Origin of the sequence: Pseudooceanicola aquaeponti (assembly GCF_050897975.1) — a bacterium.
In the GTDB taxonomy this organism is placed as follows: domain Bacteria; phylum Pseudomonadota; class Alphaproteobacteria; order Rhodobacterales; family Rhodobacteraceae; genus Pseudooceanicola.
Genome location: NZ_JBPAXY010000002.1, coordinates 460411 through 473774, shown reverse-complemented (window position 1 = coordinate 473774; position 13364 = coordinate 460411). Strand labels below are relative to the sequence as shown.

12 protein-coding genes are annotated in these 13364 nt (G+C 66.4%); 5 read left to right on the top strand and 7 right to left on the bottom strand.

Going from position 1 to position 13364, the window contains the following annotated elements:
• Nucleotides 1-34: 34 nt before the first annotated feature.
• Complete coding sequence (locus ACRARE_RS05865) at nt 35-634, top strand: SAM-dependent methyltransferase (RefSeq protein ID WP_432655476.1); 600 nt, start codon at nt 35-37, stop codon at nt 632-634.
• Here the strand turns inward: ACRARE_RS05865 and ACRARE_RS05860 are convergent.
• The 5 genes from ACRARE_RS05860 to ACRARE_RS05840 form a co-directional block, all read right to left on the bottom strand.
• Entirely contained in the window at nt 631-1344 is a 714-nt protein-coding gene (locus ACRARE_RS05860; protein ID WP_432655475.1) for a sulfotransferase-like domain-containing protein, read from the bottom strand. The genes ACRARE_RS05865 and ACRARE_RS05860 overlap by 4 nt on opposite strands.
• Nucleotides 1341-2258: a D-amino acid aminotransferase gene (locus tag ACRARE_RS05855; protein WP_432655474.1), complete on the bottom strand. Its 918-nt coding sequence runs from the start codon at nt 2256-2258 to the stop codon at nt 1341-1343. Before ACRARE_RS05855 ends, ACRARE_RS05860 begins: the two co-directional genes overlap by 4 nt.
• A 217-nt stretch (nt 2259-2475) precedes the next feature.
• Nucleotides 2476-2886, bottom strand: coding sequence for a DUF7282 domain-containing protein (locus ACRARE_RS05850; protein WP_432655473.1), 411 nt, complete (start codon nt 2884-2886; stop codon nt 2476-2478).
• A gap of 143 nt (nt 2887-3029) precedes the next feature.
• On the bottom strand, nt 3030-3899 hold the full coding sequence (locus ACRARE_RS05845) for a ribokinase (protein ID WP_432655472.1): 870 nt from the start codon (nt 3897-3899) through the stop codon (nt 3030-3032).
• 1 nt (nt 3900) lies between these two features.
• Nucleotides 3901-6156, bottom strand: a complete 2256-nt coding sequence (locus ACRARE_RS05840; RefSeq protein WP_432655471.1) for an NADP-dependent malic enzyme — start codon at nt 6154-6156, stop codon at nt 3901-3903.
• A gap of 122 nt (nt 6157-6278) precedes the next feature.
• On the opposite strand from ACRARE_RS05840, the gene mutS reads away from it, so the two are divergent.
• Nucleotides 6279-8936 carry a DNA mismatch repair protein MutS gene (gene mutS / locus ACRARE_RS05835; protein WP_432655470.1) on the top strand — a complete coding sequence of 886 codons (2658 nt, stop codon included), beginning with the start codon at nt 6279-6281 and terminating at the stop codon, nt 8934-8936.
• 211 nt (nt 8937-9147) lie between these two features.
• Here mutS and ACRARE_RS05830 read toward each other — a convergent pair whose 3' ends face one another.
• Entirely contained in the window at nt 9148-9705 is a 558-nt protein-coding gene (locus ACRARE_RS05830) for a nucleotide exchange factor GrpE (RefSeq protein WP_432655469.1), read from the bottom strand.
• Nucleotides 9706-9723: 18 nt separating this feature from the next.
• Nucleotides 9724-10779: a heat-inducible transcriptional repressor HrcA gene (gene hrcA, locus ACRARE_RS05825; RefSeq protein WP_432655468.1), complete on the bottom strand. Its 1056-nt coding sequence runs from the start codon at nt 10777-10779 to the stop codon at nt 9724-9726.
• A gap of 111 nt (nt 10780-10890) precedes the next feature.
• Here hrcA and rph point away from each other — a divergent pair, with 111 nt between their 5' ends.
• From rph to hemW, 3 genes are read left to right on the top strand one after another with little or no spacing between them, the layout of a single operon-like run.
• Nucleotides 10891-11607: a ribonuclease PH gene (rph, locus tag ACRARE_RS05820; RefSeq protein ID WP_432655467.1), complete on the top strand. Its 717-nt coding sequence runs from the start codon at nt 10891-10893 to the stop codon at nt 11605-11607.
• Nucleotides 11600-12205, top strand: coding sequence for an RdgB/HAM1 family non-canonical purine NTP pyrophosphatase (gene rdgB, locus ACRARE_RS05815; RefSeq protein ID WP_432655466.1), 606 nt, complete (start codon nt 11600-11602; stop codon nt 12203-12205). The genes rph and rdgB overlap by 8 nt, the downstream gene beginning before the upstream one ends.
• Nucleotides 12171-13364, top strand: coding sequence for a radical SAM family heme chaperone HemW (gene hemW, locus ACRARE_RS05810; protein WP_432655465.1), 1194 nt, complete (start codon nt 12171-12173; stop codon nt 13362-13364). Before rdgB ends, hemW begins: the two co-directional genes overlap by 35 nt.

Below are 13364 nucleotides of genomic sequence, written 5' to 3'. Positions count from 1 at the left end.
TGACACAGTCAGGGCAACCGACAGGAGGCCCGCCATGTTCTGGAACGACCGTTTCGACACCCCCGACTATGTCTATGGCACCCAACCCTCGCAGGGGCTGCGCCGCCATGCCGAGCTGCTGCTGCCCGGCCAGACCGCCCTGTCCATCGCCGATGGCGAGGGGCGCAACTCGGTCTACCTGGCGGAGAAGGGCCTGACGGTCACCGCCTTCGACGGCGCCCCCAATGCGGTGGCCAAGGCGCAAAGGCTGGCGGGAACGCGCGGCGTGACTGTGCAGACCCGTGTGGCCGACATCCTGACCTATGACTGGGACGCGCAGAGCTATGACCTTGTCGTCGGCATCTTCTTTCAGTTCCTGACGCCCGCAGAGCGCACCCAGGTCTTCGACGGAATGATCCGCGCCACCAGACCGGGCGGCACCATCCTGCTGCATGGCTATACGGTCGAGCAGCTGGCCCATGGCACCGGCGGACCGCGCGTGGCCGACCAGCTTTACACCGCTGACCTGCTGCGCGACGCCTTCAGCACCTGCGAGATCCTGGATCTGACCTGCTACGAGGCGGTGCTGGACGAGGGCGCGGGCCATTCCGGCCCCTCGGCCCTGGTGGATCTGGTGGCGCGGCGGCCCCTCTAGGGCCGCAACCGGCAGGCCGCCAGGGCCTGATAGGCGGGCATCGCCCCCTCGGCCAGCCGGGCCATCTCGCCGGTCAGCGTCGGCATCTCGCCCTCTGCCCCGGCAAAGCCGGTCGAGCCATGCACGGCATTGTACCAATGCGCAGCCCAGACCCCGTCAAAGGGCTTCGGCCCCGCATGCCAGGCCAGCATCGCCGGATCCCAGTCCAGCCCCAGCCGGTCGCAAAGCGCGCGCAGCATCCCCTCGGGGTCGGCGCGGATGTCCTGGCTGTCGATGACCACCGGGTCGTGCCCCTCGGCCAGCAGCTGCTCGAACAGCTCGGCCTGTTGCAGAAAGCCGATCTCGGACAGCTCCGGGTTGTCGTATTTGGCCGAGAAACTGGCCACCACCCGCGCCGGATGGCGGATCAGGAAGACATGGCGCATCTCCCCGAACCAGTCGCGCGGGATCTGGGGGATCATGTGCTGCGCCATATGCTTGTGATAGACATGGGGCGTGGCATCGGGGGCGGTCAGGGCGGCGATGACCTCGGCCGGATCCTGGGGCTGCGCCGCCAGGATCTGGTCCTGCATCGGATGCACCCGGCCCGTCAGCGCCAGATAGGCGGCGTAAAAGGGTTCATCCACCGCCGCGCAATCGGCACGGTTGCCGAAGGCATACATCATCGCGGTCGAGATATTGCGCGGGCCGGACCAGCAGGCGATCTTCATTTTGCCGCCTCCGACGCCACCAGATCCTTGTAAAGGCCGCGCAGCCGTTCGGTGACAGGGCCCAGCTGGCCGGTGCCGATCTGCCGCCCGTCGATCGACCCCACCGGGGTCTGGGCGCCGAAGGTGCCGGTCAGAAAGGCCTCGTCGGCGCCGTAGGTATCGACCAGAGAGAAATTCCGCTCGAACACCGGGATGTCATTGACACGGCACAGGTCGATCACCTTCTGCCGGGTGATCCCGTTCATGCAGTAGTCCCCGGTCGAGGTCCAAACCGCGCCCTTCCGCACGATGAAGAAGTTGCAGGAATTGGTGGTGTTCACGAAGCCGTGCACATCCAGCATCAGCCCCTCGTCGGCGCCGGCCTTCTCGGCGGCGATACAGGCCAGGATGCAATTCAGCTTGGAATGGGAATTCAGCTTGGGATCCTGGGTCATCGGCAGGCCGCGCAGATGCGGCACGGTGGCCAGACGGATGGGGCGGCCCAGCACGGGTTTGGAATGCTCCATGATGATGGCCACGGTGGGGCCCGAGCGCGACAGCGAGGGATGCTGGAAGGGCCGGTCCTTCACGCCGCGGGTGACCATCAGCCGGGCATGGGCGTCTGTCTCCATCCCGTTGGCGGCGCGCAGCTCTTCCAGGGCCACCTCGATCTCGCCTCGGGTCAGGCCGATGTCCAGGTCGATGGCCAGGGCCGCCTCGAACAGCCGGTCGAGGTGTTCATCCAGAAAGGCCCAGTGGCCGTCATAGAGGCGCAGCCCCTCCCAGATGCCATCGCCCAGCATGAAGCCGCTGTCGTAGATCGACACCACCGCCTCGGCCTTGCCGACGATGCGGCCGTTCAGCCAGAATTTCAGGTCGTCGTTGCGGGCGTCCTGTTCCGCGTCATGGGCGGTCTGTTCACGCGTATCGCTCATCGTCACCTCCGTCTTTGCGGTGACGCTAGGAGGCGCGGGCCGGAATGCCAACCAGCGCCCCCCTATTTCTTGGCCGGAAATATCCTTGGGGGGCTGAGGGCCGGAAAAGAAATCGTTCGGGGAACGATTTCAGGTCCGAAGGGGCGGAGCCCCGGGAATTGGCGCCCAACAGGGCGGCAAGAGGGGGGCAAACAGCCCCCCTCCCCTTGGCCTCAACTCACTCGGCGGTGACGACGGTCATCACCAGCTTGCCGTCCGGCTTGATCGGGCCGTCCTCGGTGGCGCCCAGGGTGTATTCGAACATGCCCGTGGTCATGCCGCCGGCCTCGGAATGGACCATCAGCATCAGCATCTCACCCGATGCCACCTCTTCTTGCAGGATGGCAGCCACGTCCATGGTCTCGCCGCCGCGCAGGGGGGCATAGCCCACCACCGGGCCGGGCTTCATCTCGGCGTCGGTGCGGTGCACCACCAGCCAGCCGTTCTCGGGGGCCACAACCTTGGTGGCGCTGACGACGCCGTTGGACACGTCCTGATCCATGGCCTCGACCATGGGGGCCATGTGGTCATCGGCCAGGGCGGCGGAGGCGATCAGGCTCAGGCTGGCGGCTGCGAAAATGGTCTTCATGGGGTCTCTCCCTTGTCTGTCTCGGGACCGCCCCGGTCGGGGTCGGTTGCCTTGAGTCACGCAAGCGAGAGGGGCAAGTTTCAGAGAAACCCGCCCCCCGCGATCACGACCACTGACAGCGGCGTGATCGCGGGGGGCTGGGATTACAGCTCATCCCGGGCCGGGATCACGTCGGCGGTGCCCAGCCGGGTGACCATCAGCGCGGCGGCGCGGGTTGCAAGCTCGATGGCCCCGGCCATGTCGAGGCCCTGTTCCAGACCCGCCACCAGATAGCCGGTGAAGGTATCCCCCGCCCCGGTGGTGTCGACCGGGGTGACCTGGGGCGCGGCGAAATCGCGGCTGCCCTCGGGGTCGATCCAGCGGGCGCCCTTGGACCCGAGGGTGATCACCACGTCGCGCACCGGCAGGGCTTCGGGCGCCAAGCCGGTGGCGGCCTGCAACTGCGCGGCCTCGACCTGGTTCACCACCAGCAGGTCCAGCAGCTCCAGCAGGGGGGCCACGGCCTCGGCGTTGAAAGGGGCTGCGGCATGGGCCAGGGGCAGGCCGCGCGCCTTGGCGGCCTGGGCAAAGTCCAGCAGGCCGTTGGTTTCGGCCTGGAACAGCGCCCAGTCGCCCGCCTCGGCGCCCGACAGGATCTCGTCAAAGCCCATGATGTCGATCCGGGCATTGGTGCCGGGCAGGATGATGATGCGGTTCTCGCCCTTGTCGCCGCGGATGTCGCTGGTCGACAGCTCGATCACCGCCTGGCCAGAGGGCCCGTCCAGCGTGGCCAGATGGGCGACCGACACGCCATAGCCCGCCAGCCGGTCCTTCATCCAAAGGCCATCCTCGCCCACGGCGCCGATATGTTCGACCCGCGACCCGGCGCGGGCCACGGCCACCGACATATTGGCCCCCTTGCCGCCCAGGCCCCGGGTCAGCTCGGTCGCGGCCAGGGTTTCGCCCGGCCCCGGCAGATAGGGCACATGGAACACCAGATCGGCGTTGACGGAACCCAGGGTCCAGACGGTCACGTCACTTCACCTTGCAGGCGGCCATGACCGCCATGTTCAGGATGTCGTTCACCGTGGACCCGGTCGAGCAAAGCTGCACCGGCTTGTCGACGCCCGACAGGATCGGGCCAATCACCGTGGCGCCGGCCATTTCCTGCATCAGCTTGACCGAGATCGAGGCCGAATGCCGCGCCGGCACCACCAGGATATTGGCGTTGTCGGTCAGCCGCGAGAACGGGTAATGCGCCCGCGCCTTGGCGTTCAGCGCCACGTCGACGGTCATTTCGCCCTCGAACTCGAAATCGACGCCGCGCGCCTCCAGCACCTTGGGGGCCAGGTGCATCTTTTCGGCCCGTTCCGACACCGGATAGCCGAAGGTCGAGAAGCTGACGAAGGCCACGCGCGGTTCCAGACCCAGATCGCGGGCCACCTCGGCGCTGCGCTCGGCGATGTCGGCCAGGTCGTTCTCGTCCGGCCATTCCTGCACCAGGGTGTCGGCGATCAGCACGATCCGCCCGTTCAGCAGCACGGCGGTGGTGCCCACGGCGCCGTCCTTGGGGCCCGCGTCGAAGACGTGGTTGATCAGCTCCATCACATGGGCCGACTTGCGGGTGGCGCCGGTGATCATCGCATCCCCATGGCCATGGGCCAGCATCAGCGCCGCGAAGACGTGGCGATCGCGCGCCGCCAGGCGGTGCACATCCTGCTGGTCCATCCCCTTGCGTTGCAGGCGCTTGTAAAGGAAGTCCTTGTACTCGCTCAGGTATTCGGTGTTGGCGGCGTTCACCACCTTCAGCTCCTCGACCGCGTCGCCCAGGCCTGCGGCCTCCAGCTTGGCCTTCACGTCGGCCTCGCGGCCCACGATGATGGCCTCGCCCATGCCGGTCCGCTGATAAGCCACGGCGGCGCGCAGCACGCGGGGGTCGTCGCCCTCGGCAAAGATCATCCGGGCCTGGGCGTTCTTGGCCCGGGTGTGCAGCGCCCGCAGGATCGAGGCAGTCGGATCCAGACGCGCCTTCAGCTGCTGCTCATAGCCGTCCATGTCGACGATGGGGCGCCGCGCGGCGCCGGTTTCCATGCCCGCCTGGGCCACGGCGGGGGGGATCACATAGATCAGCCGGGGGTCGAAGGGCGTCGGGATGATGTAGTCGCGGCCAAAGGACAGGGCCTTGCCATAGGCCATGGCGACCTCGTCGGGCACATCCTCGCGCGCCAGCTTGGCCAGGGCCTGGGCGCAGGCGATCTTCATCTCGTCGTTGATGGCGCGGGCGTGGATGTCCAGCGCGCCGCGGAAGAGGTAGGGGAAGCCCAGAACGTTGTTCACCTGGTTGGGGTAGTCCGAGCGGCCGGTGGCGACGATCACGTCCTCGCGCACCTCGTGCACCTCTTCCGGGGTCACCTCGGGGTCGGGGTTGGCCATGGCGAAGATGACGGCGTTCGGCGCCATCGACTTGACCATGTCCTGGGTCACGGCGCCCTTCACCGAGACGCCAAGGAAGACATCGGCGCCGTCCATGGCCTCGGCCAGGGTGCGGGCATCGGTGGTGGCGGCATGGGCCGACTTCCACTGGTTCATGCCTTCCTTGCGGCCCTGATAGATCACGCCCTTGGTGTCGCACATGATGCAGTTGTCATGGCGCGCGCCCATGGCCTTGAGCAGCTCAAGACAGGCGATGCCGGCGGCCCCTGCCCCGTTCAGGACGATCTTCACATCCTCGATCTTCTTGCCCGAGATATGCAGCGCGTTGATCATACCGGCGGCACAGATCACGGCGGTGCCGTGCTGGTCGTCGTGGAAGACGGGAATGTCGCAGTCTTCCTTCAGGCGCTGCTCGATGATGAAACACTCGGGCGCCTTGATGTCCTCAAGGTTGATGCCGCCGAAGGTGGGCGCCATCAGCTTGACCGCCTTGATGATCTCTTCGGGGTCTTCGGTGTCCAGCTCGATGTCGATCGAGTTCACATCGGCAAAGCGTTTGAACAGGACCGACTTGCCCTCCATCACCGGCTTCGAGGCCAGCGCGCCCAGATTGCCCAGGCCCAGAACGGCGGTGCCGTTCGAGACCACGGCCACAAGGTTGCCCTTGTTGGTGTAGTCATAGGCGGTTTCCGGCGTCTCGGCGATTTCCTCGCAGGGCACGGCGACGCCCGGGGAATAGGCCAGCGACAAATCCCGCTGGGTGGTCATCGGCACCGTGGCCTTGATCTCGAACTTGCCGGGGCTGGGTTCGAGGTGAAATGCCAGCGCGTCTTCGCGGCTGATCCGGTTCTTGGACATGGTACACTCCCTTCAAGGCTCTCCGCTCTTACACAAGGTCAGGCGACCTGCCAACAGGGCCAGGTTTCACCTTTCGTCGCGCCCATAGCCCCGATAGATTGCCCGAAAGACCCGGGGGATCCATGAGCACAGCTGCCAACGTCACGCCGATGATGGCGCAATACCTTGAAATCAAAGAACAATATCCGCACGCCCTGCTGTTCTACCGGATGGGCGATTTCTACGAGATGTTCTTTGCCGATGCCGAGGCGGCGGCCAGCGCGCTGGACATTGCCCTGACCAAGCGGGGCAAGCATCTGGGCGAGGACATCCCCATGTGCGGCGTGCCCGTCCATGCGGCGGAAAACTACCTGCTGACGCTGATCCGCAAGGGGTTCCGCGTCGCCGTCTGCGAACAGATGGAAGACCCGGCCGAGGCCAAGAAACGCGGCAGCAAGTCGGTGGTGCGCCGCGACGTGGTGCGCCTGGTCACCCCCGGCACCCTGACCGAGGATAGCCTGCTGGAGGCGCGGCGCCACAACTTCCTGGCCGCCTTCGCCACCCTGCGCGGCGAAAGCGCGCTGGCCTGGGTCGACATCTCGACCGGCGCGTTTCACGTGATGCCCCTGGCGGCGGTGAAACTGGGCCCGGAACTGGCCCGGCTGACGCCGAGCGAGCTGTTGGTCAGCGAGGCCGACGAGGCCGAGCTGCGCCCCCTGGTGGAAGAATTCGGGATCTCCCTCACCCCCCTGTCGCGCGGCAGTTTCGACAGCGCCGGCGCCCAGACCCGGCTGACCGAGCTGTTCAAGGTGGGCACGCTGGAAAGCTTCGGCAGCTTCACCCGCCCCGAGGTCTCGGCCATGGGCGCCGTGGTCGACTATCTGGAGATCACCCAGAAGGGCAAATTGCCCCTGCTACGCTCGCCGCAGCGCGAGGCGCTGGACGGCAATGTGCAGATCGACGCGGCCACCCGCCGCAACCTTGAGATCACCCATTCCATGACCGGCGCCCGGGCGGGCTCGCTTCTGTCGGCCATCGACCGCACGGTCACCGCCGTGGGCGCCCGCCTGCTGGAACGGCGCCTGTCCTCGCCCTCGCGCGCTCTGTCGGTGATCACGGGTCGGCTGGATGCGGTGGATTTCGCCGTGGATCACACGCGCCTGTCGGCGGATCTGCGCGAGGCCCTGCGCAAGGTGCCCGACCTGGACCGCGCCCTGTCGCGCCTGGCCCTGGACCGGGGCGGCCCGCGCGACCTGGCCGCCATCCGCGCCGCCCTGGGCCAGGCCGAGGTGCTGTCGGCGCGTCTGTCCGACGCCCCCCTGCCGCCGCTTCTGGCCGAGGCCGCGCGCGACCTGACCGGACTGGAGGAACTGCTGGCCCTGCTGGACGTGGCCCTGGTGGCCGAACCGCCCCTGTTGGCCCGCGACGGCGGCTTCATCGCCCCGGGCTATGACACCGAGCTGGACGAGGTCCGCCGGTTGCGCGACGAGGGGCGCGGCATCATCGCCCAGATGCAAAGCCAATACGCCGAGGAAACCGGCATTTCCTCGTTGAAGATCAAGCACAACAACGTGCTGGGCTATTTCGTCGAGGTGACGGCCACCCATGCGGACAAGATGCTGAACCCGCCCCTGTCGGACGCCTTCAAGCATCGCCAGACCACGGCCAACCAGGTGCGCTTTACCACGCCCGACCTGACCTCGCTGGAAACCCGCATCCTGAACGCCGCCGGTCAGGCCCAGGCGATCGAGACGCGGCTCTTTGCCCTGCTGCGTGAGGCGATCCTCGACAAGGCGCCCGAGATCACCCAGCTGAGCCAGTCGATGGCCGAGTTCGACCTGGCCACGGCGCTTGCCGACCTGTCCCGCGCCGAGGACTGGGTGCGCCCCCGCGTGGACATGTCCCGCAAGCTGGAAATCGAGGGCGGCCGCCACCCGGTGGTGGAACAGGCCCTGCGCCGCGAGGGCGCGCCCTTCATCGCCAATGACTGCACCCTGACGCCCGAGGGCGAGGCCGCGGCGATCTGGCTGCTGACCGGCCCCAACATGGCCGGTAAGTCGACCTTCCTGCGGCAGAACGCGCTGATCGCCCTGCTGGCCCAGATGGGCAGCCATGTGCCCGCCACCACGGCCCATGTGGGCCTGGTCAGCCAGATCTTCAGCCGTGTGGGGGCCAGCGATGACCTGGCCCGGGGCCGCTCCACCTTCATGGTGGAAATGGTGGAAACGGCGGCGATCCTGAACCAGGCCGATGACCGCGCGCTGGTGATCCTGGACGAGATCGGGCGCGGCACGGCCACCTATGACGGGCTGTCGATCGCCTGGGCGACCATGGAACACCTGCACGAGGTCAACCGCACCCGGGCGCTTTTCGCCACCCACTACCACGAGATGACCGAGCTTTCGAAACGCCTCGGCGGCGTGGAGAACGCCACCGTCACCGTGCGCGAACACGACGGCGAGGTGATTTTCCTGCACGAGGTGCGCATGGGCGCCGCCGACCGCAGCTATGGGGTGCAGGTGGCGAAACTGGCGGGGCTGCCCGACAGCGTCGTGGCCCGCGCCCGCGAGGTGCTGGCCTCGCTCGAAGACAACGCGCGCAAGGGCGGCAGTCCCAAGGCGGTGATCGACGACCTGCCGCTGTTCGCCGCCGCGCCCCCGCCGCCCCCCGCCACCAGCGCCAAGATTCCGGCGGAATTGCAGGCCCTGGGCGCGCTGGTCGAGGAGATGAACCCCGACGACCTGAGCCCGCGCGAGGCCCTGGAGATGCTCTATCGGCTGAAGGATGCATCCCGCGGATAAGGAAGGTGCATTTCATGCACCCTACGGGCTCTGGTCCCGTCGGTGCGGTGAAAAGGGGGCTCTGCCCCCCGCCTTCGGCTCCCCCCGGAGTATTTTCAGCCATCGAATGGGAAAAGGGCGCGCCTCCGATCCTGGAGACGCGCCCTTCCTCTATTCGATGGCCAGAAATACTCCCGCCGGAGGCAATCGGCCAAAGGCCGATCCCCCTAGATCAGCCGGTAAAGCTGGACACGCCCACCTGAGCGGGGCGCAGCAAGCGGTCATGCAGCATGAAGCCCTCGGCCGAAACCTGGATGATCTCGCCCGCCTTGGTGCCAGGCACCGGGGCCTCGAACATCGCCTCGTGTTCGTTGGGGTCGAACTTGTCGCCCACTTCCGGCGCGATCGGCTCGATGCCGTGCTTGCGGAAGGTGTTCAGAAGCTCGCGCATGGTCAGCTCCAGCCCTTCGATCAGGGCGGCGTTTTCCTCGGTCTTCTCGCCGGCCGCTTCCACGGCACGTTTCAGGTTGTCATAGACCGGCAGGATGTCGCGCGACAGCTTGGCGCCGCCGTAGTTCTCGGCCTCGCGGCGCTGCTTGTCGGCGCGTTTGCGGGCGTTTTCCGCATCCGCCAGGGCACGCATCCATTTGTCCTTCAGCTCGTCCCGCTCGGCTTTCAGCGCGTCGAGTTCTGCCGCGTCATCGTCGATCTCTTCCACTTCGACCTCATAGGCCTCTGCTTCGGCCGTCTCGATGTCGTCCAGGAAATTCTCGTCCTTCGGCTCTGCCATCTCTCACCTCATCCAGGCCTAGCGTCGGTCGGTCAGCATCCGCCCGACCAGCTGTGCCGTGTAATCCACAATCGGAACGATGCGCCCGTAGTTGAGCCGCGTGGGCCCGATCACACCGACCGCACCGATGATCTTCCGGTCAGCGTTCATATATGGAGAGACCACCAGAGAGGAACCCGAAAGTGAGAAAAGTTTGTTCTCTGACCCGATAAAAATGCGCACGCCGTCGCCGTCCTCGGTCAGTTCCAGGAACTCGGCGATGTCGCGCTTGCGTTCGAGGTCGTCAAAGAGGACGCGGATGCGATCCAGGTCTTCCTCCTGGGTGTCCAGCAGGTTCGCCCGGCCCCGCACGATCAGCCGTTCGCCGAAATCCCCCTCGCCCTCCCAGACGGCCACGCCGCTTTCCACCAGGGCGCGGGCCAGGCCGTCGATCTGCTGACGCCGCGCCTCGATTTCACGTGAAACAGCCGAGCGCGCCTCGCTGAGCGTCTTGCCCTCCAGCACCGCATTCAGGAAATTCGCCGCTTCGCGCATGGAGCTGGGGGTCTGGCCGGGGGGCGGCGTGAACAGGCGGTTCTCGACGTGGCCATCGGCGGTGACCAGCACCACCAGCGCCCGGTCGGGGGCGAGACTGATGAACTCGATATGCTTGATCGGCGCCTCGTGCTTTGGCGTCAGCACCAGCGAGGCGCCATGGGTGGCCAGGCTAAGGGCCGATCCGATCCGGTCCAGCAGGGTGCCGGTGTCGCCGCCATTGCCCACCGTGGCGTCGATCTTCTCACGCTCGGTCACATCCAGGTCGCTGACCTCAAGCAGGCCATCGACGAACATCCGCAGCCCCTGCTGCGTCGGGATGCGCCCGGCGCTGATATGGGGGCTGCCCAGCAGGCCCAGATACTCCAGATCCTGCATCACGTTGCGGATGGTCGCCGCCGAGACCTTCTCGCTCATCACCCGGGTCAGGCTGCGCGAGCCCACGGGCTCGCCGGTGTCCAGATAGCCTTCGACCACGCGGCGGAACACCTCGCGCGAGCGGTCATTCAGGTCTTCCAGGGTCGAATGTTTGTCGGCCATTCTCGTCTCGTCTGCCCAGATCGTCATTAAAGAGAGGCCCCCGGTAAGGTCAACGGGGTTGCCATCGCACCGCCCCCCTGCCTATCACGGCGCGGAACAAGAGGGGTAATCATGCGACCGTCTGGAAGAGATTTAAGCGAAATGCGTCCGGTTTCAATCGAGACCGGGGTCACCAAACACGCCGAGGGCAGCTGCCTGATCAAGGTGGGCGACACCCATGTGCTGTGCACCGCCACCATCGAGGACCGCGTGCCGCCCTTCATCAAGGGGTCCGGCCTGGGCTGGGTGACGGCGGAATACGGAATGCTGCCGCGCTCCACCACCAGCCGGATGCGCCGCGAGGCGGCCATGGGCAAGCAGGGTGGAAGAACCGTTGAAATTCAACGGCTTATCGGTCGATCCCTGCGCGCGGGCGTGGACCGGGTGGCCCTGGGCGAACGCCAGATCACCATCGACTGCGACGTGATCCAGGCCGATGGCGGCACCCGCTGCGCGTCCATCACCGGGGGCTGGGTGGCCCTGAAACTGGCGGTAATGAAGCTGATGAAGGCTGGCGACGTGATCAGCGACCCGCTGGTCGATCCGGTGGCCGCAGTCAGCTGCGGCATCTATGCCGGTCAGCCGGTGCTGGACCTCGACTATCCCGAGGACAGCGAGGCGGGCGTCGACGGCAACTTCATCATGACCGGCTCGAAAAAGCTGATCGAGGTGCAGATGTCGGCCGAGGGCAGCGTGTTTTCCCGCGACCAGATGAACCAGCTGATGGACCTGGCCGAAAAGGGCGTGACCGAGCTGGCCGCGATCCAGAAGGCCGCCCTGGATGCGTAAGTTCGACGGGCAAAAGCTGGTCCTGGCCAGCCACAACAAGGGCAAGCTGCGCGAGATCGCAGAGCTGCTGGCCCCCTATGGGATCGAGGTCAGCAGCGCCGCCGATCACGGGCTGGAAGAGCCGGTGGAAGACCAGGACACCTTCGTCGGCAACGCCCGGATCAAGGCGCATTACGCCGCCAAGGCCACCGGCCTGCCCGCCCTGTCGGACGACAGCGGGATCACGGTGGATGGTCTGGACGGCGCGCCGGGGGTCTATACCGCCGACTGGGCGGAAACGCCCAATGGCCGCGACTTCCCCATGGCGATGAAGAAGACCTGGGATCTGCTGGAAGAGCGCAATGCGCCCTACCCCCGCACCGCGGCCTTCAACTGTACCTTCTGCCTGGCCTGGCCCGATGGCCATGACGAGATCTTTGCAGGGATCTGCAAGGGCCGCGTCGAATGGCCGATGCGTGGCGCAGAGGGGCACGGCTACGACCCGATCTTCGTCCCCGAAGGCTATGACATCACCTTCGGCGAGATGGACCCCGCCGAAAAGAACCGCATCAGCCACCGCGCCGATGCCTTCGCCAAGCTCAAGGCCTGCTTTGAGTAACGCGGATCAGGATTGGCAGAACGCGGGCTTCGGGATCTACATCCACTGGCCCTTCTGCCAATCCAAATGCCCCTACTGCGACTTCAACTCTCACGTCTGGGACAAGGTCGATCAGGCGCGCTGGCTGACCCCCTATATCACCGAGCTGGAACGCTATGCGGCCCTCACACCGGGCCGTGTGGTGCAATCGGTGTTCTTCGGCGGCGGCACCCCGTCCCTGATGGAGCCTGCCACCGTAGAGGGCATCCTGAACGCCATACGGCGGCTTTGGCCCCAGGCCAATGACACCGAGGTCACGCTGGAGGCCAACCCGACCTCGGTCGATGCGGGGCGTTTCGCGGGCTATTCCATGGCCGGGGTGAACCGCGTCTCGATGGGCTTTCAGGCGATGAATGACGAGGATCTGCGCCGCCTGGGCCGGTTGCATTCGGTGGACGAGGCCCTGCGCGCCTTCGACATCGCCCGCAACCAGTTCGAGCGGGTCAGCTTCGACCTGATCTATGCCCGGCAGAACCAGACCCTCTCGGCCTGGGAGGCCGAGCTGCACCGCGCCCTGTCCTTGGCCATAGACCACCTGTCCCTCTACCAGCTGACCATCGAAGAGGGCACCGCCTTTGGCGACCGCTACAAGCGCGGCGGGCTGAAGGGGCTGCCCGACGAGGATCACGCCGCCGACATGTGGGAGCTGACGCAAGAGGTGACCGCCGCCCACGGGTTCGAGAATTACGAGGTCAGCAACCACGCCCGCGACGGCGCCCGGTCGCGGCACAATGTCCTTTACTGGCGCTATGGCGATTACATCGGCGTCGGCCCCGGCGCCCATGGCCGCGTCACCCTCGACGGTCAGCGCCACGCCACCGAACAGCCGCGCGCCCCGGGCAAGTGGTTGGCCATGGCCGAGGCCGGAAATGCCGACAGCCTGGTCGAATCGTTAACTGGACAGGAACAGGCCGAGGAATACCTTCTGATGGGCCTGCGCCTGCGCGAAGGGATCTCTCTGGACCGGTTCGAGAAATTGAGCTCAGCGCCGCTTTACGGGTCCCAGGTCGACGAGTTGCGCGACAGAGAGCTGGTGAAAGTCGAAAAAGGTCGGATTTTCGTTACGGATCAAGGACGTATGCTGCTGAACGCCGTGATAAACAAACTGCTGGATTCCTAG

Excerpts from the sequence above, each read along its gene's own strand:
- ACRARE_RS05865 (WP_432655476.1), top strand. The coding sequence starts at position 35 with ATGTTCTGGAACGACCGTTTCGACACCCCCGACTATGTCTATGGCACC.
- ACRARE_RS05860 (WP_432655475.1), bottom strand. The coding sequence starts at position 1,344 with ATGAAGATCGCCTGCTGGTCCGGCCCGCGCAATATCTCGACCGCGATG.
- ACRARE_RS05855 (WP_432655474.1), bottom strand. The coding sequence starts at position 2,258 with ATGAGCGATACGCGTGAACAGACCGCCCATGACGCGGAACAGGACGCC.
- ACRARE_RS05850 (WP_432655473.1), bottom strand. The coding sequence starts at position 2,886 with ATGAAGACCATTTTCGCAGCCGCCAGCCTGAGCCTGATCGCCTCCGCC.
- ACRARE_RS05840 (WP_432655471.1), bottom strand. The coding sequence starts at position 6,156 with ATGTCCAAGAACCGGATCAGCCGCGAAGACGCGCTGGCATTTCACCTC.
- mutS (WP_432655470.1), top strand. The coding sequence starts at position 6,279 with ATGAGCACAGCTGCCAACGTCACGCCGATGATGGCGCAATACCTTGAA.
- ACRARE_RS05830 (WP_432655469.1), bottom strand. The coding sequence starts at position 9,705 with ATGGCAGAGCCGAAGGACGAGAATTTCCTGGACGACATCGAGACGGCC.
- hrcA (WP_432655468.1), bottom strand. The coding sequence starts at position 10,779 with ATGGCCGACAAACATTCGACCCTGGAAGACCTGAATGACCGCTCGCGC.
- rph (WP_432655467.1), top strand. The coding sequence starts at position 10,891 with ATGCGACCGTCTGGAAGAGATTTAAGCGAAATGCGTCCGGTTTCAATC.
- rdgB (WP_432655466.1), top strand. The coding sequence starts at position 11,600 with ATGCGTAAGTTCGACGGGCAAAAGCTGGTCCTGGCCAGCCACAACAAG.
- hemW (WP_432655465.1), top strand. The coding sequence starts at position 12,171 with ATGCCTTCGCCAAGCTCAAGGCCTGCTTTGAGTAACGCGGATCAGGAT.